The organism is Ferrimicrobium sp., from assembly GCA_022690815.1.
In the GTDB taxonomy this organism is placed as follows: Bacteria; Actinomycetota; Acidimicrobiia; order Acidimicrobiales; family Acidimicrobiaceae; genus Ferrimicrobium.
In genome coordinates, this window is sequence record JALCZJ010000001.1 from 102,597 (window position 1) to 124,432 (window position 21,836).

The following is a 21,836-nucleotide window of genomic DNA, read 5'->3' on the forward strand; positions in this document are numbered from 1 at the left end:
CTTGCCTACCATTTCACAGTTAGTTAGGAAAGGTCGCGAGTCCAAGCGGACGAAGACCAAGACACCAGCGTTGAAGGGATCCCCACAACGACGAGGCGTATGTACGCGGGTTTACACTGCGACTCCGAAGAAGCCGAACTCGGCGCTGCGTAAGGTAGCACGCGTGCGCCTTACGTCCGGTGTTGAGGTAACGGCGTATATCCCAGGGATCGGTCATAATCTTCAAGAGCACTCTATCGTGCTCGTGAGGGGTGGGCGCGTGAAGGATCTTCCCGGTGTTCGTTACAAGATCGTCCGAGGATCGCTTGATTCGGCTGGAGTAAAGAATCGTAAGCAGGCTCGTAGCCGGTACGGTGCGAAGAGGGAGAAGTAGCGTTATGCCCAGGAAGGGACCCATTCAGCCAAGGTTTATCCCGGCAGACCCGATCTATCACTCAGTCCTTGTCGCACAGTTCGTGAACAAGGTTCTCGTCAGTGGCAAGAAGTCGGTTGCGGAGCACATTGTCTATCGCGCGCTCGACATCGTCGCTGAGAAGGTCGGTAGCGATCCAGTCGCAGTGTTGAAGCGTGCGGTGGACAATACTCGCCCCGATACTGAGGTGCGCTCGCGACGGGTTGGCGGCACTACGTATCAGGTTCCGGTTTTGGTTAAGCCTCGGCGGGCTAACTCAGTTGCGATTCGGTGGATTGTCACCAACGCCAAGGGCCGCCGGGAAAAGACCATGGTTGAGCGGTTGGCGAATGAGATCTTGGATGCCTCCAATGGCGTTGGTGCCTCGGTGAAGCGTCGCGATGATACTCATAAGATGGCGGAGTCAAACCGGGCATTCATGCATTACCGCTGGTAGGTGTGGAATGCAGATAGTGAAGTAGTAATCACAGAGAGTACGGGGTCATCTGCCGGGTGGTTCGAAGAGCGTCCGTGTAGGGTGGTCGGCGCGGACTAGTCAGTGGGTTGGTAGTCGCGATTGCCAGGCAAGGACAGGTCAGTGTCAGCAGGCAAGGACAAGCCAGTGTCAAACTGCAATCCGTTGTCAGTGGTGATGACTTAGACTGGTCGTTTGAATAGTCAGCTCGGATTGAGTGAGTGTCTGCGCATTCGGGCCGCCGTTTCTGAGATGAGATCCGGCCATGATATGTGGTCGATTTGGTTAGTTGTAGTTTGACAGTCGATCCCAATTACATGGTTCTGGAAAGACTGCTACGGGCGTCTCCGTTCTCTCATTGAGATCGTGGATGTAGAGGAGAAGGAGTAAATGGTTACCAAGCGAGAGATCCCTCTCGAGCGAATTCGCAATATCGGTATTATGGCCCACATTGATGCGGGCAAGACGACCACCACCGAACGGATTCTCTACTATACGGGCAAGAACTACAAAATCGGTGAGGTCCATGAAGGGGCCGCGACGATGGACTGGATGCCTCAAGAGCAGGAACGTGGTATCACCATTACCTCTGCTGCAACCACCGCGTTCTGGAAGGACCATCGAGTCAACATCATCGATACGCCGGGACACGTCGATTTCACGGTGGAGGTCGAGCGTTCGCTTCGAGTGTTGGACGGTGCCGTCGCTGTTTTCGATGCGGTTGCTGGCGTGGAGCCCCAATCCGAGACGGTGTGGCGCCAGGGCAACAAGTATTCGGTTCCGCGGATCTGTTTCATCAATAAGATGGATCGCGTTGGAGCGAACTTCGAGCGTTGCGTCGCGATGATCAAGGATCGGCTCGATGCCAATCCTTTGGTGATTCAGCTCCCGATTGGTTCGGAGAGTGACTTTCTGGGTGTCATTGACCTGCTTCGCATGGAGGCCATTATCTGGGATGAGGGCATGGGCGATAAGTTCCACACTGAAGCCATCCCGGACAATTTACTTAGCGCTGCAGAGGATGCCCACCGAGAGCTCATCGATGTGCTAAGTAATTTCGATGATGACCTGATGGAGCTCTATATCCAGGATCTGGAGATATCGCCTGAGTTTCTCCAAGGTGCGATTCGCAAGGCAACCATCGCCAACTCGCTGGTGCCGGTCCTGTGTGGGTCAGCCTTTAAGAACAAGGGTGTACAGCCATTGCTTGATGCCGTGGTTGACTTTCTCCCATCGCCGGTTGACATCAAGCCAGCAATTGGGACCAGTCTTTCGGGAGCCGAGGAAATTGAGCGAGAGCCGTCTGACGACGCGCCGTTCTCAGCCTTGGCGTTCAAGATCATGACTGACCCCTTTGTTGGGAAGCTGACCTATTTCCGGGTCTACTCCGGGACCCTTGAAAAAGGGGCGACGGTCTTGAACTCGACCAAGGACAAGAAAGAACGACTTGGTCGCATCCTGCTCATGCACGCCAATCACCGGGAGGATATCGATTCGGTGGCTGCCGGCGACATCGTAGCCGCGGTTGGGTTTAAAAATACGACGACGGGGGATACCCTCTGCGATCCGGCAAAGCCAATCATCCTTGAAAGCCTAGAGTTCCCGGATCCGGTGATTCATGTGGCCGTCGAGCCAAAGACTAAGGCTGACCAGGAGAAGATGAGTCGGGCGTTGTTCGCTCTTGCCGAAGAAGACCCGACGTTTCGGGTGCGTTCTGACCAGGAGACTGGGCAGACGGTCATCTCTGGCATGGGTGAACTGCACCTTGAAGTCCTCGTTGATCGCATGCTACGCGAGTTCAAGGTGGATGCCAACGTGGGTAAGCCGCAGGTTGCCTACCGCGAGACGATTCGAAAGCCAGTAGAGCGCATCGAGGAGCGCTACGTTCGCCAGACGGGTGGACGTGGTCAGTATGGCCACGTTGTCATCAACGTCGAGCCACTCGGTGCCGGAAGCGGTTATGAGTTTGTCGATAAGATTACTGGTGGCGTCATCCCCAAGGAATACATCCCCTCAGTGGACGCGGGTATTCAGGAGGCGCTCTCGTCGGGAGTGCTCGCCGGATATCCAGTGGAGGATCTGCGGGTCACCTTGGTGTTTGGCTCCTATCACGACGTTGACTCCTCTGAGATGGCGTTTCGTATTGCGGGTTCCATGGCGGTAAAGAAGGCGGTGCGGGCTGCAAATCCGGTGCTGCTCGAGCCGATCATGGCGGTTGAGGTGGTGACCCCTGATGATTACATGGGGGACGTCATCGGAGATCTCTCGTCTCGGCGTGGCCGGGTCGAGGGCATGGATCAGGTTGGGAATAACCAAGTTATTCGCGCCCTGGTTCCATTGTCGGAGATGTTTGGTTACGCTACCGACTTGCGTTCTAAGACGCAAGGTCGGGCGACGTATACCATGCAGTTCCACGCGTATCAAGAAGTCCCGGATTCGATTGCGGCGGAGATCGTCCGCAAGGTCCGAGGCGAGTAGACTACGTAGTTCTGTAATGGGTCAAGGTTGCGCCGTGTGGGCGCAGTGAGTAGCAACGGAGCAGGAGAAGATGGCAAAGCAGAAGTTCGAGCGAAGTAAGCCTCACTTGAACATCGGAACCATGGGTCATATTGACCATGGTAAGACGACGTTGACGGCAGCGATTACCAAGGTATTGTCTGAGAGTAATCCAAATGTGAAGTTTAAGCCTTTCGATCAGATCGATAAGGCCCCGGAAGAGAAGGCTCGTGGCATCACCATCGCCATCTCGCATGTTGAGTACGAGACCGATAAGCGGCATTATGCCCACGTCGATATGCCTGGACACGCTGACTACATCAAGAATATGATCACCGGTGCCGCCCAGGTTGATGGTGCGATCTTGGTCGTCGCGGCAACGGATGGTCCAATGCCCCAGACTCGTGAGCACGTTCTGCTTGCCCGTCAGGTTGGTGTCCCCTACATTGTCGTGGCGCTTAATAAGGCGGACATGGTCGATGATGAGGAGCTGCTCGACCTCGTCGAGCTTGAGGTCCGAGAGTTGCTGAACGAGTATGAGTTCCCAGGTGACGATACTCCTATCGTTCGTGTTTCGGCCCTGAAGGCACTCGAGGGCGACAAGGAGTGGGAGGAGAAGATCCTCGAGCTGATGGCTGCGGCCGACGATTACATCCCAGAGCCTGAGCGACCACTCGATCGCCCATTCCTGATGCCTATTGAGGACGTGTTAACCATTCCTGGTCGTGGCACCGTTGTCACCGGCAAGGTCGAGGCCGGCAAGGTCAAGGTATCCGAAGAGGTGGAGATCGTTGGTTTGCGACCGACGCAAAAGACCGTTGTTACCGGCGTCGAGATGTTCAACAAGGAGCTTGGAGAAGGCATGGCAGGAGACAACGTTGGTGTCCTGTTGCGTGGCGTCAAGCGTACCGATGTTGAGCGTGGTCAGGTAGTCTGCAAGCCCGGTAGCATTACACCGCATACCGAGTTTGAGGCCAATGTCTATGTGCTCTCAAAGGAAGAGGGCGGTCGTCACAAGCCGTTCTTTAACCATTATCGTCCTCAGTTCTACTTCAGGACCACGGACGTCACTGGTAGCATCATGTTGCCTGAAGGAACTGAGATGGCGATGCCTGGTGACAACATCAGCATCAAGGTCGAGCTAGGCAAGCCGATTGCGATGGACGAGGGTCTCCGTTTCGCTATCCGTGAGGGTGGTCGAACCGTTGGCGCTGGTCGCGTCGTGAAGATCATCAAGTAGTTAAGCGGTGAATGGCCCGGAGGCAGCTCCGGGCCATTCCCTGTGTTTTGGCGGTTGCCGGACCGGATCCGGCCGAGATACGGAGCGAAATGACTGACAAGCAGCGAATCAGGATCAGGATCAAGGGTTTCGACCATGAAATCCTCGAAGCCTCGACACAGAGAATTGTTGATACGGTAACACGGACACAGGGTAAGGTCGTTGGGCCAGTGCCACTGCCGACCGATATCCATCGGTATACGGTGATCCGCTCACCGCACAAGTACAAGGATTCTCGAGAGCATTTTGAGATGCGGATTCACAAGCGGCTGCTCGATATCGTTGATCACTCGGCAAAGACCGTAGACGCGTTGAAGCGCCTCGAGTTGCCTGCGGGTGTCGATATCGAGATCAAAATCCAGAACGTGTAAAAAGGCCTAACTCGGGTGCCTGGTGGGCATCGAGGTGTGATTAGTATTATTAGGTCGTTTCTTGTCCGGTTGTGCCTTCGCGGGACCCTCCGGCATTCGTGACACCGTGGCACCGATGCGGTTGTATCCGTATGTGCCGTTGCAAAGATTGAAGGATTTCATGGCTAGTAAAACAGTGGTTGGCGAGAAAGTCGGCATGACCCAAGTCTGGGTCGATAACGATCATGTCGTTCCGGTCACGGTAATTCGCGTGCTACCCGCACGGGTCCTACGGCACAAGACGCTGGATCGCGATGGGTATGAGGCGGTTCAGGTTGCCGTCGGCGTAGTGCAGCCGTCGCGGCTGACGAAGCCGGTGCTAGGTCAGTTCACCACCAGGGGTGTTGAGCCAGGTCGCAAAATCATGGAGTTTCGCCTTGAGGGTTCTCAAGAGCTGGCCGTTGGTGCGGCTATCGACGCGTCCGCTATCAATAGCGGCGACAGAGTTGATGTGGTGGCCACCAGCAGGGGACATGGGTTCTCGGGTGGAATGAAGCGACACAACTTCAAGGGTCAAGGTGGAAGCCACGGTAACCATAAGAAGCACAGGGCACCCGGCTCCATCGGTGCCTGTGCGACGCCAGCGCGCGTGTTCAAGGGTACGCGGATGGCCGGTCAATACGGTAGTGAGCGAACCACCATTATGAATCTCGAGGTCGTGCGATCAGAGCCCGATCGCCAATTGCTCTTGATCAAAGGGGCGGTTCCAGGACCGAGGGGCGGCATGGTCGTTATCCGGGACACAGTGAAGGGTGGGAAACGAGCATGACGTTGCAAGCCAAGGTTGTCAATGTTTCCGGTGTTCTCGAGGGTGAAATTGAACTCGTCGGTGATGTTTTTGGAGTGTCCGCTAATGTTGGTCTCCTCCACCAAGTAGTTGTAGCCGAGGAGGCAAATCGTCGGCGGGGTACTCACTCTACTAAGACGCGCGCAGAGGTCTCGGGCGGCGGCGCCAAGCCGTTCCGTCAAAAGGGAACCGGTAACGCCCGTCAAGGATCGACGCGGGCGCCGCAGTTCACTGGTGGTGGTATCGTCCATGGACCAAGGCCGCGCAGCTATGCGCAGGCGACACCCAAGAAGATGGTACGCGCGGCGTTACGGCAGGCGCTCAGTGATCGAGCCCAAGGGGAAGCCATATTCGTCCTTCGCGGTGACCTAGCGTCGCCGTCGACGAAGGCCGCCGTGAACATCGTGCGAGGTGCGGGTCTTGATGGCAAAGGTATAGCCCTCGTGGTGCTTCCAGGTGAGTCCTCGATTGTTCGGAGCTTCCGCAATCTTCCGGATTTCATGATTACGACACCGGCATCGTTGCTGACACGTACGGTGTTGACGAGTGACGTGGTGTTCTTCACGGAGGCCGCGTTGACGGCCACCGTGGCACGTTTGAGCCAGAGAGAGGGTGAGTAGCGGTTATGCACGCTGGAGATCGCTATCAGATCCTTCGCCGTCCACTTGTGTCGGAGAAGAGTTATCAGCTGATGGATGCGGGTGTCTATACCTTTGAGGTGGACACCGATGCCACCAAGATCGACGTCCGTAAGGCTGTTGAGCAGCTCTTCGAGGTGAAGGTTGCCAAGGTCAACACCTTGAACCGTAAGGGTAAGTCGACCCGTAATCGTCGCACTGGGAAAATCAGCTTTCGTCCGGATACCAAGATTGCGTACGTGACCCTTCGCGAGGGTTTCGCAATCGAATTGTTGCAGAGGTAGGTAGGTAATGGCGATCCGTAGACGCAAGCCGACGAGCGCGGGACGACGTTTTCAGTCTGTCTCCACGTTCGACGAGCTGACGAAGAAGGCTCCAGAGAAGTCACTGCTCGAACCGAAGTCGAGCACTGGTGGGCGTAACTCCAAGGGACGCAAGACCGCGCGCCACCGTGGGGGCGGCCACAAGCAGCAGTACCGCATCATCGACTTTAAGCGCACCAAAGACGGTGTCCCGGCTACCGTGGCAGCGATCGAGTATGATCCGAACCGTAATGCTCGAATCGCACTCTTGCATTATCACGATGGTGAAAAGCGCTACATTCTTGCTCCTCGAGGGTTGAAGGTTGGTGACAAGGTGCAATCGGGGGTGGGTGCCGACATCACGGTTGGCAATGCCCTCCCGTTGCGGGCCATTCCGGTCGGTTCGGTGGTGCACAATGTTGAGCTCCGGCCAGGACAGGGTGGCAAGATTGCGCGCTCTGCCGGTATGAGCGTCCAACTCGTTGGTCGAGATGAAGTGTACGCCACACTGCGACTGCCGTCTACTGAGATGCGCCGTGTCCCGGCAGATGCCCGGGCCACCATTGGTGAGGTCGGGAATGCTGAGTTCGAGCTCCTCTCGGTTGGTAAGGCCGGGCGCAATCGCTGGAAGGGCGTGCGACCACAGACACGTGGTGTCGCCATGAACCCGGTCGATCACCCGTTGGGTGGTGGAGAAGGCAAGACCTCGGGAGGCCGACACCCGGTCTCGCCGTGGGGCAAGCCTGAAGGACGTACTCGTCGCGCCCACCGTGATTCCGATCAACTTATTATTCGACGACGTCGCGGTCGTGGAGCCAGGAGATAAACGATGCCCAGAAGTCTGAAAAAGGGTCCCTTTGTCGATGATCATCTCCTCAAGAAGGTAGATGATCTCAATGAGAAGAACGAGAAGCGGGTCATCAAGACCTGGTCACGTCGGTCTACCATTATCCCAGACATGGTCGGTCACACCATTGCGGTCCATGATGGACGCAAGCATGTCCCCGTCTACCTCACCGAGTCGATGGTTGGGCACAAACTTGGAGAGTTCGCGCCTACCAGAACGTTCCGCTACCACGCTGGACAAGAAAAGACGGCGAGGAGAAGATAGTGACACAGACCATGCAGGCCAACCAGGCTCGAGCCGTATTGCGGTATTTCCGTATGAGTCCTACAAAGGCTCGCCAGGTACTTGACCTCATTCGAGGCAAGTCGGCGGTCGAGGCTATTCGGACACTGTCTTTGGTGAATCGTGAGGCCAGTGAAGTTGTTGGCAAGCTACTGGCTTCAGCCGTAGCTAATGCGACCGTTCGTTACGGTCTCGGAGCTGACGAGGTCTTCGTCGCTCAGGCCTTTGCCGACGAAGGTCCTACGATTAAGCGGTTCCGACCGCGCGCTCGAGGGCGCGCGACTCGCATTCGCAAGCGCAGCTGCCACATCACGATTGTCGTCGAGGAGATGCCACTTGAGATGCGTCGGGTAGCGGCTGCGAAGAGCTCAGGGCGACAGAGTGCTCGGCGGAGCCAGCGTGTCGCCTCATCGCGAGCCGGTGGGCCACGCGTTAATCAGCGATCGCTCCCTCCGACGGACGAGGTCGTTCAACCGGATGAAGTGCTGCCATCCGACGACATGGGTGCAGTCGTATCAACCGAGGCTCCAGCGGTTGACGCTGGGATCGAGGCCAGTGCAGTTGAGACCAGTGCAGGTGAGACCAGTGCAGTTGAGACCAGTGCAGTTGAGACCAATATCATAGAAGGCAGCCTGGCTGAGGACAATGTTGGAGAAAGTGATGTTGTCGAGGGTGAGGTCGCCGAGGATGTAAGCGATGCTACCGGTCAAGCTGAGGTGGCCCCCGACGATGAGAGTTCTGGCAAAGCTGCGAGCGTCGAGGAAGCATCGACAGAAGATGCCGGGGCGGATGAAGGGCAGGAGGACTCATAGTGGGTCAGAAGGTACATCCTTACGGGTTTCGTCTTGGTATTACGACGGACTGGAAGTCTCGTTGGTACGCTGACAAGGACTACCAGAAGTGGGTCATACAGGATCATAAGATTCGGTCTTGGCTTCAGCGGGAGCTCGCCACGGCTGCCGTGTCGCGGATCGATATCGAACGCACCCGTGATCGACTCAAGGTTGATATTCATACAGCGCGTCCAGGCATTGTCATTGGGAAGAAGGGTTCCGAGGTCGATCGATTGCGCAAGGCGCTCGAGAAGCTCACAGGTTATCCGCGAGTACAGCTCAATGTCGAAGAGGTGCGCAACCCGGAGCTTGATGCCACGTTGGTGGCGCAGAGCATTGCTGACCAAATCGCTCGCAGGGTTAGCTTCCGTCGTGCCATGAAGCGCTCCATCCAGATCGTGATGAAGGAAGGCGGCAAAGGGGTCACAGTTCAGTGTTCTGGGCGACTCGGTGGGTCCGAGATGGCACGCCGTGAGACACACCGTGAAGGTCGCGTACCGCGTCACACGCTGCGAGCCGATATTGACTTCGGGCTGCGAGAGGCGCATACGAACTCAGGTAGCGTGGGGGTCAAGGTTTGGATCTACCGCGGCGATGTCGTGCCGTACCAGACCGCTGCTGCTCCGACGCAGCGGGTAGCTCCCGAGCGCCCACGACGCATCATTACTGCGGGTGGTGGCCGGCGCAAGGCGGCTGAGGAAGAGGTGATTGCCACGGTCGCTCCTACCACCGTCGAGGAACCTGTGGTTCCCGAGGAGCTCGAGCGGTTGCTGGCTGAAGAGGAAGACATCGAACGTCGAACCAAGGACGACGGACACGAGGCCCCTCACTTCAAGAAGGAGGTGGATTAACCGATGTTGATGCCACGTAAGGTCAAGCATCGTAAAACCCATCGCGGTCGTCTGACCGGCAAGGCCAAAGGAGGCACCGAAGTCAGCTTTGGTCGATACGGTATCCAGGCGCTAGAGCCTGGCTGGATCACGGCACGCCAGATTGAGGCGGCGCGTGTTGCCATGACTCGACACGTGCGTCGTGGTGGAAAGGTTTGGATTCGGGTGTTTCCGGACAAGCCGGTGACCAAGAAGCCGGCGGAGACTCGCATGGGTTCTGGTAAGGGTAACCCGGAGTTCTGGGTTGCCGTCGTTCGCCCTGGCAAGATTCTGTTTGAGTTGGATGGGGTCAACGAGGAGTTGGGTCGTGCCGCTATGGAACGTGCGATTCAAAAGCTCCCGATTAAGGCGCGGTTCGTTGTCAAAGAAGGCATCGAAGCGATTGGAGGCACGCGATGACCAAGGCTCTGGAGTTGCGCGAACTACTCGATGATGAGTTGGTCAAGAAGTTGGCGGATACCAAAGAGGAGCTGTTCCGGCTGCGGTTCGCTATTGCATCGGCCCAAGGGACGGACACCGCGAGATTGGGGCTGCTCCGCAAGGAGATCGCCCGTATCGAGACGGTGTTGAGTGAGCGGCGTGTCGCTCAGGGAGGAAATTAATGAGCGAGTTGCACGAGGAGCGTCCTCAGCGCAAGGTTCGCGAGGGTGTGGTCGCCTCTGAGTCGATGGATCAGACCATCGTGGTCCTGGTCAATCAGCGAGTGCGTCACCCACGGTACATGCGTACGATCTCTAAGACGAAGAGATTGTACGTGCATGATCAAAATAACGAGGCACATGTGGGAGACACGGTTGAGGTTGTTGAGACTCGACCGATCTCGAAGCTTAAGCGTTGGAGATTGGTTCGAGTAGTGGAGCGTGCAAGATGATTCAGCAGGAGAGCCGTCTTCGAGTGGCGGACAACTCGGGGGCCCGCGAGGTACTCTGCATCCGTGTCCTCGGTGGTAGCCGCCGGCGCTACGCCGGTATCGGCGACGTTTTTATCGCCACCGTCAAGGAAGCCCTGCCGGGTGCGGGTGTTAAGCGCGGTGACGTTGTGAAGTGTGTCGTGGTGCGGACTCGGAAGGAGTCTCGTCGCCCCGATGGCAGCTATATCCGTTTCGACGATAACGCGGCTGTCTTGATCAACGATCAGATGCAGCCCCGAGGTACGCGTATCTTTGGGCCGGTCGGTCGTGAGCTTCGTGACAAGCGGTTTATGCGCATCGTCTCGTTGGCGCCGGAGGTGTTGTGATGCGTCTCAAAAGTGGAGACCGCGTCAGGGTCCTTGCTGGAAAAGACAAGGGGTCTGAGGGTCAGATTCTCAAAGCTTTCCCAACTCAGGGCAAGGTCTTGGTTGAGGGTGTGCATGTCGTGAAGCGACACACCAAGGCCAGAGATGCGACAACGCCGGGTGGCATCATCGAGAAGTCACTCCCTATCGACGCGTCCAACGTCGCGGTGGTGTGCTCGACGTGTGGACCGACTCGTATCGCGATGGATGTTGATGAGTTTGGCAAGCGGGTTCGCGTTTGTCGTAAATGTAGAGGTGCGCTATGAGTACAACAATGACTGAGCGGCCGCGTCTCAAGCTACGCTACGATACCGAAGTGAAGGCCCAGTTGTTCGGGGAGCTCGGGGTGAAGAATATTCATCAGGTTCCTACGCTCGACAAGATCGTGGTCAACATGGGTGTCGGTCGCGCAACGCAACAGCAGTCTCTGCTGGAGGGCGCGATTCGGGATCTTGAGGCGATTACTGGTCAAAAGCCAGCCACCCGGCGTGCCCGAAAGTCGATCGCTGCGTTCAAACTGCGAGAGGGAATGCCGATTGGGGCTATGGTGACCCTGCGTGGTGACCGTATGTGGGAGTTCTTTGATCGGCTAGTTGCCATCGCTATCCCCCGAATCCGTGACTTTCGGGGCCTGAACCCGCGTTCGTTTGATGGCCATGGTAACTATTCGTTCGGTGTGAATGAACAGCTGATCTTCCCTGAAATCGACTACGACAAGATCGATACCACGCGCGGTATGGATATCACCATCGTCACTACGGCACTCTCTGATGCCCAGGGTCGGGCGTTGTTGCTTGCTTTTGGGTTTCCATTCCGGAAGGAAGGTTTGTAAATGGCCACCAAGGCATTGATTGCGAAGTCGAATCGTCGCCCCAAGTATCGGGTACGGGCCTACACGCGCTGCCAGCGCTGTGGTCGTCCACACGCAGTGTTCAGGAAGTTTGGGCTCTGCAGAATTTGCCTCAGGGAGATGGCGCATCTTGGCGAGCTTCCCGGTGTCTCGAAGGCCAGTTGGTAGGAGGTAAGCGATGAGTATGACTGATCCGATTGCGGATATGCTCACGCGGATCCGCAACGCGTCCCGTGTACGACACGAGGTGGTGCGGATGCCCGGTTCAAAAATTAAAACTGAGCTCGCTCGCATCCTCAAGGAGGAGGGCTACATCGAGGGCTATTCGGTGGCGCCAGCTACGTCAGGGCCAGGGACGGTTCTTGAGATTCAACTGCGTTACGTAGGGTCGCGTAATCGAGAGTGCGCGATCAACGGAATCCAAAGGATCTCCAAGCCCGGCCTTCGTGTCTATACCCAGGCCGCGTCTATCCAGCGGGTCTTTGGTGGTATGGGGGTTGCGGTGCTTTCGACATCGCACGGTCTGATGACCGATCGTGATGCTCGCAAGGCGGGCGTCGGCGGCGAGGTCATCTGTCATGTTTGGTAGAGGAGTCTGATTAAGTGTCACGCATAGGTAAGCAGCCCATAGTCCTGCCAGACGGCGTCAATGTCACCGTCGATGGACGTACTGTGAAGGTTCAGGGTCCAAAGGGTACGCTCCAGCGGGAGATGCCTCCGATGGTGACGGTTTCGCTGGATGATCGTGTTGTCACGGTAAGCCGGATCGATGACACTCGGCAAGCGCGTGCGATGCATGGCTTGTCGAGGACGTTGGTTCAGAACATGGTCGTCGGCGTCAGTGAGGGCTATCGCAAGCAGCTTGAGATCGTTGGTGTTGGCTACCGAGCCCAGCTTCGTTCTCCGAGTGAGGTGGAGTTGGCGCTTGGGTTCTCGCATCCAGTAATTGTCAAGGCGCCAGAGGGGATCGGGTTCGAAGCGCCGGTTCCGACCAGGTTGGTCGTCCAAGGGGTTGACAAGGAGCTCGTTGGTCAGGTCGCCGCCAACATCCGCAAGATTAGGAAGCCGGAGCCGTACAAGGGCAAGGGTGTTCGTTACGAGGGTGAAAAGGTCGTACGCAAGGTTGGAAAGGCCGGGAAGTAGGTAGCGATGTCAGTGAGCCAGTCGTATAGTCGACAAAAGAGACGGCATCAGCGGGTCCGTGGGAAGGTCGTTGGATCTCCCGAGAGGCCAAGACTTGCGGTGTATCGCTCCAACAAGCACATGTTTGCGCAGCTGATCGACGATAGTCGCGGAGCAACGCTCGTCGCCGCGTCAACACTCGAGGCAGCCCTGGTGAGTGGGTCTACCAGCAACTGCGAGGCTGCGAAAAAGGTGGGTGAGGTGATCGCAGAGCGCGCGAAGGCGCATGGGGTTACCAAGGTTGTCTTTGATCGGGGTGGCTTTCAGTATCATGGCCGGGTCGCTGCGCTTGCAGAGGCAGCCCGGGAAGCGGGATTGGAGTTTTAGATGGCTGAGAGTCAATACGAAGACCGAACGATCAAAGTTAATCGCGTATCCAAGGTAGTCAAGGGTGGACGGAGGTTCTCCTTCACCGCGTTGATGGTGGTAGGCGATGGGAATGGTCGGGTTGGCATCGGCTACGGTAAGGCCAAAGAGGCCAGTATCGCCGTCCAGAAGGGTACCGAGGAGGCTCGACGTAAGTTGATCTCTGTCCCGTTGGCTGGGAGCACGATCCCACATCCCATTATTGGACGCGCCGGTGCTGGTCGCGTGTTGCTCAAGCCAGCCGCACCAGGTACCGGCGTCATCGCCGGGGGTGCTGCACGAGCTATTCTCGAGATGGCGGGGATTACCGATGTGCTCGCGAAGTCGCTCGGTTCGTCGAACGGTATCAACGTTGCCCACGCCACGATGGATGGCTTGGCTCATCTTTTGAGTCCTGATCAGGTTGCGAAGGCGCGTGGTAAGTACCCAGATCAGATTGCTCCAAAGGGCATGCTCGCCTCATTTGAGGAGCGAAAGCGACAGCAGGAGAGTACACATGGTTAAGCAAACTGGAGCCAACAAAGCTGGCGCCTCAGCCCAGATCAAGGTACGCCAAGTACGTTCGTTGATCGGTTCCAAACCAGTGCACCGCGGTACGCTGCGAGCACTTGGGCTTGGTCGCATCGGGAGAGAACACGTACTCCCAGATCGTCCAGAGATTCGTGGCATGTTGCGCAACGTGGCACATCTTGTCGTTGTGGAGGAGATGAAATGATTTATCTGCATGATCTTGCACCGAACGAAGGCGCAAAGACTCGCAAGCGTCGTGTCGGCCGCGGCATCGGAGGAAAAGGTGGCAAGACTGCTGGTCGCGGTACCAAGGGACAGGGTGCCAGGGATACGATCCCCGTGGGCTTTGAGGGTGGTCAGCTGCCGTTGACACAGCGGATTCCGAAGCTGCGAGGGTTCGATAATCCGTTTCGTATCTCGTATACCGTTGTGAATCTTGATCAGCTGGCCATGCTGGCCGAACGTGGTTTGACGGTCATCTCGCCGGAGTCACTCCAAGAAGCAGGGGTCATCCGTAAAGGTGCCCTGGTGAAGGTCTGCGCCCGGGGTGCCCTGACCAGCCCGTTACAGGTTTCGGCGCACGGATTCTCGAAGACTGCGCGGGAGCTGATAGAATCAGCTGGTGGTTCTGTTGCTGAGCTGCCGTTGCCGTACAAGTCCGGTCGGCGCCCATCGCTGGGCAATGCTCTGATGAACCGGTAGTGAACCAGGAGCGTTGTAGAGTCTGATGCTGCAGAATTTTGTTAATATTTTTCGTGTTAAGGACCTTAGGAATAAGGTCCTTTTCACGCTATTCATCGTCGGAATCTACCAACTGGGGTCTAATATCCCAGTGCCGGGTGTGAGCTACTCGGCCATCCATCAGCTCGTGACCCAGTCCCAAGGTGCTGGAATCTTCGGGTTCCTCGATCTGTTTTCCGGTGGTGCGCTGTCGAGAGCAGCCCTTTTTGGGCTTGGGATCATGCCCTACATCACATCGTCGATCATCATCCAACTCCTTACCGGTGTCATTCCCAAGCTCACCGAGTGGAGGGATCAGGGTTCGGCTGGTGAGCGCAAGATCACGCAGACTACTAGGTATCTCACGATTGGCCTAGCGGTGTTGCAGGCTACGGGTCTCGCCTTTGTTTTCCACAGTGGACTTGGCATCCTCTTGGCCAACCAGAAGTCACTTGACCTCATCCCGGATTTCACGATTCCCCGGGTGCTCTTTATTATCTTGACCTTGACCGCGGGCACGGCACTCGTGATGTGGATGGCTGAGTCCATCACCGAGCGTGGTGTTGGGCAGGGAATGTCGATCTTGATCTTCGCCAACGTTGTGAGCATCATCCCCTCCGGCGGCAGGTTGATCCTTGATCAGGCGGGCGCTGTGAAGTTCACCGTGATCGTACTCGTCGTCCTCTTGCTGTTAGTGGCCATCGTCTTCGTCGAGCAGGGGCAGCGACGGATCCCGGTGGTGTTCGCGCGCCGAGTCGTAGGGAGGAGGATGTACGAGGGTGGGAACTCCTACATCCCACTGAAGGTCAATCAGGCCGGCGTCATTCCGATTATCTTCGCATCATCGATTCTGTATTTCCCGGTGTTGTTGTCCAATGTCATCCCCTGGGATAGCTTTCGTACCTTTGTCAACAACCATCTGTTGAATGCCACCAGTGGGTTTTACATCATCACCTACGGTCTGCTGATCATCGTATTCACATTCTTCTATGTGACGGTGGCGTTCGACCCCTATCAGCAGGCAGAGATTATCCGTAAGCAGAATGGGTACATCCCTGGGGTCCGTCCAGGGCAGGCGACCCAGCAGTATCTGTCTCGGATCCTCAACAGGATTACGCTTCCGGGAGCGCTGTTTCTCGCGGCCATCGCCGTGATCCCTTCGATTCTTCTGTCGGCTTGGCATATCACCTCCTTCCCGTATGCTGGCACCACGATCCTGATCTCGGTCATCGTCGCGTTGGAAACCGTGAAGCAGATCAACTCACAGCTCACCATGCGTAACTACAAGGGATTCTTGAAGTAAATGCCCTCTGGTCACCCTCTCCGACTCGTATTGGTCGGTCGACAAGGGGCAGGGAAGGGAACGCAGTGCGTCCGGGTTTCCCATCGTTACGCGATTCCCCACATCTCTACTGGTGATATGCTTCGGGCGGCGGTTGCGGCCGGCTCGCCGTTTGGTCAGCGGGCGAAGTCCTTCATGGACCGCGGTGAGCTCGTGCCGGATTCGGTTATCAATGGGGTTATCGCCGAACGGCTTGCCCAACCCGATGCTCGGTTGCGCGGATTCGTACTCGATGGCTTTCCGCGTACTAAAGACCAGGCTGTTGAGCTCAACGAGCTGCTCGCGCCGGCTACCTTGCACGTCGTAATCAACCTTGAGGTTCCCGTTGAGCTGGTGCTTCGCAGGTTGTCGTCACGGAGGGTATGTTCGGTCTGTGGCAGTATCTATTCGGATGAGCTGCCGCCGAAAGTGGCTGACATCTGCGACAATTGTGGTGGTGAGTTGATCCAACGTGAAGATGACACGGAGACCGCCATCCTTCGCCGGCTTGAGATCTATGAACAGACAACGACACCGCTGCTTGGTCTGTACGCCCAGATGGGGCTGTTGGAGACGGTCGATGGCATTGGTACCCCAGACGAGGTGCTCGGTCGGATCAGTGAGGTACTTGCGAGGCACGGTTTTTACGAAGGTGGTGCAGTATGATTCGGACACCAGCTGAACTCGCGTCCATGCGCAAAGCTGGGCGGGTGACGGCGGAGATGCTCGAAGCCTGCCGAACGGCGGTGCGACCCGGGGTAACGACGGCAGACCTCGATACGGTGGCCCGAGAGGTGCTCGCAAATCGAGGAGCACGCTCGAACTTCCTTGGATACCACGGATTTCCTGCGGTTATCTGCACCTCGCGGAACAATGTAATCGTTCACGGCATACCGAGTACGCAAGAGGTACTACAAGAGGGTGATATCATCTCCATCGATGCTGGCGCGATCGTCGAGGGTTACCATGGTGATGCGGCGATCACGGTAGCGGTCGGTTCGGTGCCCAAGCGCGTGGAGCGGCTGATCGAGGTGACAAAGGATTCACTTGCGGCCGGGATTGCACAGATGGTGGCTGGCAATCATCTTCACGACATCGGCCGAGCGGTCGAAGAGGTGGCGCTTGCTGCCCATCTTGGTGTCATCCGGGAGTATGTAGGCCATGGTATCGGGACACAAATGCACGAGCCGCCAAACGTTCCCAACTACTGGCCTGGGCGGGCGGGGCCCAAGCTGCGGGTCCATGAGGTTTACGCGGTTGAGCCGATGCTGACGCTGGGGGGAGAGGATACGGTCGTGTTGCCCGATGGTTGGGGGGTCGTCACGGCCGATGGCACGTGGGCGGCGCACTTTGAGCACACGATAGCGATCACCGATGAAGGTCCGGAGGTCTTTACCGTGATGGACGGGACTCCGTGAGTGGATTCCCGGCTATACTAGTAGGGTAGCTTTTTGCGCCTCGCGATCGAATGGTCGTGGCTTTAGCGGTGCACGATTGGCGCGCGCTGGATAGGCAATCAATCAGCGTAATCGGTAGGAGGATGAACTGGCAAAGGGAAAAGAGGACACGATCGTCCTTGAAGGGACAGTGGTGGAGCCACTTCCGAACGCGATGTTCCGCGTCGAGCTCGAGAATGGTCTCAAGGTTCTGGCCCATAGCTCTGGGAAGATGCGAATGCATCGAATTAGGATTTTGCCCGGAGACAAGGTACAGGTAGAGTTCACCCCTTACGATCTCGCTCGGGGTCGTATCACCTATCGATACAAGTAGGTAAGAAGATCACGGCAGTGCCGTGATTCTTCGGTTGTTGAGGAACTGGTCCGATGATTGTGATTGTTGGCGGTCATTGTTGCTGGTGGGGCGTTGCTCCGGTGAGCAATCGCTAGCGAGCAGTCGTTCGGTGCAGGGTCAAGTGTTACGAGATCGAGGTGCAAGCCCATCCGGTTTCGTGGCTCCAGGGCAAGGGTCTTGGAGGAGTTTGTATGAGGCGTCAGGGAGAGTACGGTAGGCAAGCGTGTTTGCTCGCTGTGAGGAAGGATCACTATGAAGGTGCGACCAAGCGTCAAACCAATCTGTGAGAAGTGCAAGTTGATTCGCAGAGAAGGTCGGGTGCTCGTTATTTGCGAGAACCCTCGGCATAAGCAACGGCAGGGGTAGGCATGGCTCGTATAGCAGGGGTAGATATTCCAAGGGAAAAGCGTGTTGAGATCGCGCTTACCTACATTTTTGGGATTGGACTGACGACGGCGCAGCAGATCTGCGCTCTCACCGAGGTTAATCCTGACACGAGGGTTCGTGATTTGACCGACGATGAGGTGCTGCGTCTTCGTACCTACATCGATCAGAACCTTAAGGTGGAAGGAGATCTTCGACGCGATGTTGATCAAAACATCAAGCGCAAGGTGCAGATTGGGTGCTATGCAGGCATTCGACATCGCCGTGGACTCCCGGTGCACGGACAGCGTACCCACACCAATGCCCGGACACGCAAGGGTCCACGCAAGACGGTCGCTGGTAAGAAAAAGGTGAAGCGTTAACCTAAGCGTCTGTCCAGCGAGCTGGCATGACGAACAGGGTTATGAAGGTTTGACAGAGGGTTGTCAGAGGGCGGTTTCCTATACGATGCCGCGCAGAGGGTTTTGAGAGGAGTTTCATGGCAAAGCCACGACCAGGAGGTAGAAGACCTCGTAAACGTGAGAGAAAGAATATTGCGCGAGGAGTCGCCTATATTCACTCATCGTTCAACAACACCATTGTGACGATTACCGATCCGACGGGCAACGTACTCGCATGGGCGAGTTCGGGCAACGTAGGCTTCAAGGGTAGCCGAAAGTCGACGCCGTTTGCAGCGCAGGTGGCGGGTGAGACCTGCGCAAAGCGCGCGATGGAGCACGGTGTTCGAGAGGTCGACGTCATGCTGAAGGGTCCTGGCTCTGGTCGTGAGACTGCGCATAAGGCGTTGTCATCGGCAGGGATCGAGATTCGTTCGGTCCGTGATGTTACCCCGATCCCGCACAACGGGTGCCGGCCAAAGAAGAGGAGACGAGTGTAGATGGCGCGTTATACGGGGCCGGTTTGTCGGTTGTGTCGCAGGGAAAAGACCAAGTTGTACCTCAAGGGACCCAAGTGCGACAGTGCGAAGTGCCCGATCACCATCGGTAGATTTCCCCCCGGGGAGCACGGTCGTGATCGCCAGCGCCAACCATCGGAGTACTCGATCCAGCTTCGCGAGAAGCAGAAGGTTCGTCGCACGTATGGTGTGATGGGACGACAGTTCTCGAAGACTTACGGTGAGGCAGCTCGGCAGCGTGGGATCACTGGTGAGCGCCTTTTGCAGCTGCTCGAGCTGCGTCTGGACAACGTCGTGTATCGGGCGGGTTGGGGTTCGTCGAGAGCTCAGGCGCGTCAACTGGTGCGCCATGGCCACATCTTGGTCGATGGACGCCGCGTGGATATCCCGAGTTACCGGTTGCGTCCCTCACAGGAGATTTCGCTGAAGGAGAGTTCACGCACGCTTGCGGTCATCGAATTTAACCGGGATGTCCTCTCTCGCCCTGCGCCAGCCTGGCTCGAGATGGCTCCGGCTGGATTCTCGGCTCGGGTGCTCAACACGCCGCTTCGAGATCAGATTGATCTTGACGTACGCGAGCAGCTGGTCGTCGAGCTCTTCTCGAAGTAGTCCGGGGCGGCCGGCTTCGATCCAAAGGGCCCAATGTGTCGCCTTGGAGAGCGCGGCCTAGAGATAATGGTGATCATGAGGTGTTCATGATCGTATGAAGTGATCACGAGAGAAACAAAGAGGAACGATTAATGCTCATTATTCAGCGGCCGAAGGTAGAAGAGGTAAGTGAGGAGACCGCCAACCGACAGGTCTTTTCCATTGGCCCACTTGAGCCAGGTTTTGGCCATTCGGTTGGGAATGCGCTTCGACGGGTGTTGCTGTCGTCGGTTCCGGGGGCGGCGATCACCCAGGTGCGCTTCGACGATGCCTTGCACGAGTTCACCACCATCGGCGGTGTCAAGGAAGATGTCATTGACATCATCTTGAACTTGAAGGATATCGTTCTTCGTTGTTATTCTCCCGATCCGGTGACGATCCGACTCGATATCAAGGGTCCAGCGACGGTCCATGCTGGCGATTTCATGCTGTCCTCTGACGTTGAGATTGTGAATCCTGACCTCTATATCGCCACCGTATCCGACAAGGGTCGGCTCGCACTCGATGTCGTCGTCGAGCAAGGGAGGGGTTACGTCTCGGCCGAGCGCAACAAGCGGACGAACACCATCGGTATCATCCCGATCGATGCTATTTTCTCCCCAATTCGGAACGCGAACTACGTGATCGAGCCGGTCCGTGTCGGACAGGCTACGGACTACGATCAAATCGTTGTCGATGTCGAGACGGATGGTTCTATCACACCTCGTGAGGCATTGGCTTCCGCCGCGGGAACGCTGACGGGGATCTTCGCGCTGGTCTCTGAGCTGGTCGCCGATGCCAGTCGGCTGGTCGTGGCCGATGAGGTAGCGGCTGAAGAGCGCTCCCCAGACTTTGACCTGCCGATCGAGGAACTCGATTTGACCGAGCGCCCCCGGAACTGTCTCAAGCGGGCTCAGATCAATACCATTGGTGATTTGGTGGAACGTACCGCTGATGACCTTCTGGCGATCACGAATTTCGGGCAGAAGTCGCTCGATGAGGTTGCTGAGAAATTGGCGTTACGAAATATGTCTCTAAGGAGTGAAGGTTAAATGGTACCTGGCCGACCGAAAAGGGGTAACCGTCTTGGCAGCGATGCTTCGCATCAGCGCGCAATGTTGGCGAATCTGTGCGCATCGTTGATTGCTGCGGAGTCCATCTTGACCACGGATGCCAAGGCGCGGGCTTTGCGCCCGGTGATTGAGAAGTTGGTGACGAAGGCCAAGAAGGGCGATCTTCACCAACGGCGTCAGGTGATCGCGTTTCTTCGTGATGAGGATGCGACCAAGAAGCTTTTCGATGAGGTGGGACCGCGATTCCAGAACCGCCAGGGTGGCTACGTTCGTATTCTTAAGCGCGGGCCCCGCCACGGCGATGGCGCGCCAATGGTCGTCATCGAGTTCGTCTAAGCGATAACCTCTCGAGCGCCCTCAAATGCGGTTGGCCTTGGTGCTTGCCTATGACGGGGAGCAGTTCCATGGGTCGGCGCCCCAGCCCCAGGTGCGCACCGTAATTGGTTCGCTGGTCAACGGTCTTGATCTGCTCAACGTCGATACCTCCGAGGTGGCGATGGCGGGCCGTACCGATGCTGGGGTGCACGCACGCTGCCAGGTCGTTTCGCTGGAGGCACCGGAGCTAGATCCATCGATCTGGCCGCGGCTCCATGTGGTGGTCGGGGACGGTGTCATGCTTCGAGCGGTGATGCGGGTTCCTCCCGAGTTTCATGCACGTCACTCGGCGAGGTGGCGCCAATACCTGTATCGCGTCCGGGCTGCCTCGAGGGATCCTCTTTTCCCCCACGCCTGGCAACTGCCAGTGTCGCTGGATATTGATCGCATGCGAGAGCTTGCCTCTTACTTACTGACGGTCGAGGACTTCCATGCCATGTGCAAGGTTGGTAGTGCAGGCGGTTATCGCCGGCGGCTGCACGCTATCGACATCATCGAGCGTGCTGGTTTGATCGAATTCTCGGTACTTGGTATCAGCTTCTGTCACCAGATGGTTCGCCGTATCGTCGGTGCGATGGTTCAGGTCGGGCGGGGTCGCTGGTCGGTTGCACGGGTGGTGGACGCCATCGAAGCGCGTGATCGTAGTGTGCTCACGGAACTGGCACCGCCTTCGGGTCTGTATCTGTGGAGAGTTGGCTATGCGGACGCGTGGGAGTGGGCTCCCGAACGTCTTCGGGAATCGGGATTTGAGCAAGACTGGGCGACAATTGACCGGTTGGAGCTTGACTTTCCTCTAGAATGGAGCGCCGAGTGTCGCCACGGCTGACAACAAAGTTG

The 21,836-nt window shown here is 57.0% G+C and carries 34 protein-coding genes and 2 pseudogenes; all 36 read left to right on the top strand.

Annotated elements, in window-relative coordinates:
- The first annotated feature begins 1 nt into the window (after window position 1).
- The 36 genes and pseudogenes from rpsL (at window position 2) to truA (ending at window position 21,825) form a co-directional block, all read left to right on the top strand.
- A complete protein-coding gene (rpsL, locus tag MP439_00415) occupies window positions 2–373 on the top strand; it encodes a 30S ribosomal protein S12 (protein ID MCI2974534.1) in 372 nt (123 codons plus the stop codon).
- Between the two features lie 4 nt (window positions 374–377).
- Window positions 378–848 (top strand): 30S ribosomal protein S7, encoded by a 471-nt coding sequence (gene rpsG, locus MP439_00420; GenBank protein MCI2974535.1) that lies wholly within the window; start codon window positions 378–380, stop codon window positions 846–848.
- A gap of 408 nt (window positions 849–1,256) precedes the next feature.
- Entirely contained in the window at window positions 1,257–3,344 is a 2,088-nt protein-coding gene (fusA, locus tag MP439_00425; protein MCI2974536.1) for an elongation factor G, read from the top strand.
- Between the two features lie 70 nt (window positions 3,345–3,414).
- On the top strand, window positions 3,415–4,602 hold the full coding sequence (gene tuf / locus MP439_00430) for an elongation factor Tu (protein MCI2974537.1): 1,188 nt from the start codon (window positions 3,415–3,417) through the stop codon (window positions 4,600–4,602).
- Between the two features lie 89 nt (window positions 4,603–4,691).
- Window positions 4,692–5,012 (top strand): 30S ribosomal protein S10, encoded by a 321-nt coding sequence (gene rpsJ / locus MP439_00435; GenBank protein MCI2974538.1) that lies wholly within the window; start codon window positions 4,692–4,694, stop codon window positions 5,010–5,012.
- A gap of 160 nt (window positions 5,013–5,172) precedes the next feature.
- Window positions 5,173–5,820, top strand: coding sequence for a 50S ribosomal protein L3 (rplC, locus tag MP439_00440; protein MCI2974539.1), 648 nt, complete (start codon window positions 5,173–5,175; stop codon window positions 5,818–5,820).
- On the top strand, window positions 5,817–6,458 hold the full coding sequence (gene rplD / locus MP439_00445; GenBank protein MCI2974540.1) for a 50S ribosomal protein L4: 642 nt from the start codon (window positions 5,817–5,819) through the stop codon (window positions 6,456–6,458). The genes rplC and rplD overlap by 4 nt, the downstream gene beginning before the upstream one ends.
- 5 nt (window positions 6,459–6,463) lie before the next feature.
- Window positions 6,464–6,760 (top strand): 50S ribosomal protein L23, encoded by a 297-nt coding sequence (gene rplW, locus MP439_00450; protein ID MCI2974541.1) that lies wholly within the window; start codon window positions 6,464–6,466, stop codon window positions 6,758–6,760.
- A 7-nt stretch (window positions 6,761–6,767) separates the two neighbouring features.
- A complete protein-coding gene (rplB, locus tag MP439_00455; GenBank protein MCI2974542.1) occupies window positions 6,768–7,604 on the top strand; it encodes a 50S ribosomal protein L2 in 837 nt (278 codons plus the stop codon).
- Between the two features lie 3 nt (window positions 7,605–7,607).
- Window positions 7,608–7,889 carry a 30S ribosomal protein S19 gene (gene rpsS / locus MP439_00460; GenBank protein ID MCI2974543.1) on the top strand — a complete coding sequence of 94 codons (282 nt, stop codon included), beginning with the start codon at window positions 7,608–7,610 and terminating at the stop codon, window positions 7,887–7,889.
- Between the two features lie 11 nt (window positions 7,890–7,900).
- Window positions 7,901–8,236, top strand: a pseudogene (gene rplV / locus MP439_00465) (50S ribosomal protein L22).
- 482 nt (window positions 8,237–8,718) lie between these two features.
- Window positions 8,719–9,345, top strand: a pseudogene (rpsC, locus tag MP439_00470) (30S ribosomal protein S3).
- A gap of 249 nt (window positions 9,346–9,594) precedes the next feature.
- A complete protein-coding gene (gene rplP, locus MP439_00475) occupies window positions 9,595–10,029 on the top strand; it encodes a 50S ribosomal protein L16 (GenBank protein MCI2974544.1) in 435 nt (144 codons plus the stop codon).
- The gene (rpmC, locus tag MP439_00480) at window positions 10,026–10,232 is read left to right on the top strand and encodes a 50S ribosomal protein L29 (protein ID MCI2974545.1); all 207 of its coding nucleotides are present in this window, start codon (window positions 10,026–10,028) and stop codon (window positions 10,230–10,232) included. Before rplP ends, rpmC begins: the two co-directional genes overlap by 4 nt.
- On the top strand, window positions 10,232–10,501 hold the full coding sequence (gene rpsQ / locus MP439_00485) for a 30S ribosomal protein S17 (GenBank protein MCI2974546.1): 270 nt from the start codon (window positions 10,232–10,234) through the stop codon (window positions 10,499–10,501). The genes rpmC and rpsQ overlap by 1 nt, the downstream gene beginning before the upstream one ends.
- Window positions 10,498–10,866, top strand: coding sequence for a 50S ribosomal protein L14 (rplN, locus tag MP439_00490; protein MCI2974547.1), 369 nt, complete (start codon window positions 10,498–10,500; stop codon window positions 10,864–10,866). Before rpsQ ends, rplN begins: the two co-directional genes overlap by 4 nt.
- Window positions 10,866–11,171 carry a 50S ribosomal protein L24 gene (rplX, locus tag MP439_00495; protein MCI2974548.1) on the top strand — a complete coding sequence of 102 codons (306 nt, stop codon included), beginning with the start codon at window positions 10,866–10,868 and terminating at the stop codon, window positions 11,169–11,171. The genes rplN and rplX overlap by 1 nt, the downstream gene beginning before the upstream one ends.
- A gap of 8 nt (window positions 11,172–11,179) precedes the next feature.
- Window positions 11,180–11,737, top strand: a complete 558-nt coding sequence (gene rplE, locus MP439_00500) for a 50S ribosomal protein L5 (GenBank protein MCI2974549.1) — start codon at window positions 11,180–11,182, stop codon at window positions 11,735–11,737.
- Window positions 11,738–11,923, top strand: a complete 186-nt coding sequence (locus MP439_00505; GenBank protein ID MCI2974550.1) for a type Z 30S ribosomal protein S14 — start codon at window positions 11,738–11,740, stop codon at window positions 11,921–11,923.
- A gap of 10 nt (window positions 11,924–11,933) precedes the next feature.
- The gene (gene rpsH / locus MP439_00510) at window positions 11,934–12,344 is read left to right on the top strand and encodes a 30S ribosomal protein S8 (GenBank protein MCI2974551.1); all 411 of its coding nucleotides are present in this window, start codon (window positions 11,934–11,936) and stop codon (window positions 12,342–12,344) included.
- A gap of 14 nt (window positions 12,345–12,358) precedes the next feature.
- Window positions 12,359–12,898, top strand: coding sequence for a 50S ribosomal protein L6 (gene rplF, locus MP439_00515; GenBank protein MCI2974552.1), 540 nt, complete (start codon window positions 12,359–12,361; stop codon window positions 12,896–12,898).
- A 6-nt stretch (window positions 12,899–12,904) separates the two neighbouring features.
- Window positions 12,905–13,264, top strand: coding sequence for a 50S ribosomal protein L18 (rplR, locus tag MP439_00520; GenBank protein ID MCI2974553.1), 360 nt, complete (start codon window positions 12,905–12,907; stop codon window positions 13,262–13,264).
- Entirely contained in the window at window positions 13,265–13,807 is a 543-nt protein-coding gene (gene rpsE / locus MP439_00525) for a 30S ribosomal protein S5 (protein MCI2974554.1), read from the top strand. It begins immediately after the preceding gene.
- Window positions 13,800–14,018 (top strand): 50S ribosomal protein L30, encoded by a 219-nt coding sequence (gene rpmD, locus MP439_00530; protein ID MCI2974555.1) that lies wholly within the window; start codon window positions 13,800–13,802, stop codon window positions 14,016–14,018. The genes rpsE and rpmD overlap by 8 nt, the downstream gene beginning before the upstream one ends.
- Window positions 14,018–14,515 (top strand): 50S ribosomal protein L15, encoded by a 498-nt coding sequence (gene rplO / locus MP439_00535; protein ID MCI2974556.1) that lies wholly within the window; start codon window positions 14,018–14,020, stop codon window positions 14,513–14,515. Before rpmD ends, rplO begins: the two co-directional genes overlap by 1 nt.
- A gap of 25 nt (window positions 14,516–14,540) precedes the next feature.
- Window positions 14,541–15,836, top strand: a complete 1,296-nt coding sequence (secY, locus tag MP439_00540) for a preprotein translocase subunit SecY (GenBank protein ID MCI2974557.1) — start codon at window positions 14,541–14,543, stop codon at window positions 15,834–15,836.
- Entirely contained in the window at window positions 15,837–16,520 is a 684-nt protein-coding gene (locus tag MP439_00545) for an adenylate kinase (GenBank protein ID MCI2974558.1), read from the top strand.
- Window positions 16,517–17,272 (top strand): type I methionyl aminopeptidase, encoded by a 756-nt coding sequence (map, locus tag MP439_00550; GenBank protein MCI2974559.1) that lies wholly within the window; start codon window positions 16,517–16,519, stop codon window positions 17,270–17,272. Before MP439_00545 ends, map begins: the two co-directional genes overlap by 4 nt.
- A gap of 127 nt (window positions 17,273–17,399) precedes the next feature.
- A complete protein-coding gene (gene infA / locus MP439_00555) occupies window positions 17,400–17,624 on the top strand; it encodes a translation initiation factor IF-1 (GenBank protein MCI2974560.1) in 225 nt (74 codons plus the stop codon).
- 273 nt (window positions 17,625–17,897) lie between these two features.
- Window positions 17,898–18,011 (top strand): 50S ribosomal protein L36, encoded by a 114-nt coding sequence (gene rpmJ, locus MP439_00560; protein ID MCI2974561.1) that lies wholly within the window; start codon window positions 17,898–17,900, stop codon window positions 18,009–18,011.
- 2 nt (window positions 18,012–18,013) lie between these two features.
- Entirely contained in the window at window positions 18,014–18,391 is a 378-nt protein-coding gene (rpsM, locus tag MP439_00565; protein MCI2974562.1) for a 30S ribosomal protein S13, read from the top strand.
- A gap of 116 nt (window positions 18,392–18,507) precedes the next feature.
- On the top strand, window positions 18,508–18,906 hold the full coding sequence (gene rpsK, locus MP439_00570) for a 30S ribosomal protein S11 (protein MCI2974563.1): 399 nt from the start codon (window positions 18,508–18,510) through the stop codon (window positions 18,904–18,906).
- Window positions 18,907–19,533 (top strand): 30S ribosomal protein S4, encoded by a 627-nt coding sequence (gene rpsD / locus MP439_00575; GenBank protein ID MCI2974564.1) that lies wholly within the window; start codon window positions 18,907–18,909, stop codon window positions 19,531–19,533.
- Window positions 19,534–19,664: 131 nt separating this feature from the next.
- Entirely contained in the window at window positions 19,665–20,603 is a 939-nt protein-coding gene (locus tag MP439_00580; protein MCI2974565.1) for a DNA-directed RNA polymerase subunit alpha, read from the top strand.
- Window positions 20,604–20,960 (top strand): 50S ribosomal protein L17, encoded by a 357-nt coding sequence (gene rplQ, locus MP439_00585; GenBank protein MCI2974566.1) that lies wholly within the window; start codon window positions 20,604–20,606, stop codon window positions 20,958–20,960. It begins immediately after the preceding gene.
- 25 nt (window positions 20,961–20,985) lie between these two features.
- Window positions 20,986–21,825 (top strand): tRNA pseudouridine(38-40) synthase TruA, encoded by an 840-nt coding sequence (gene truA / locus MP439_00590; protein MCI2974567.1) that lies wholly within the window; start codon window positions 20,986–20,988, stop codon window positions 21,823–21,825.
- The last annotated feature ends 11 nt before the right edge of the window (window positions 21,826–21,836 follow it).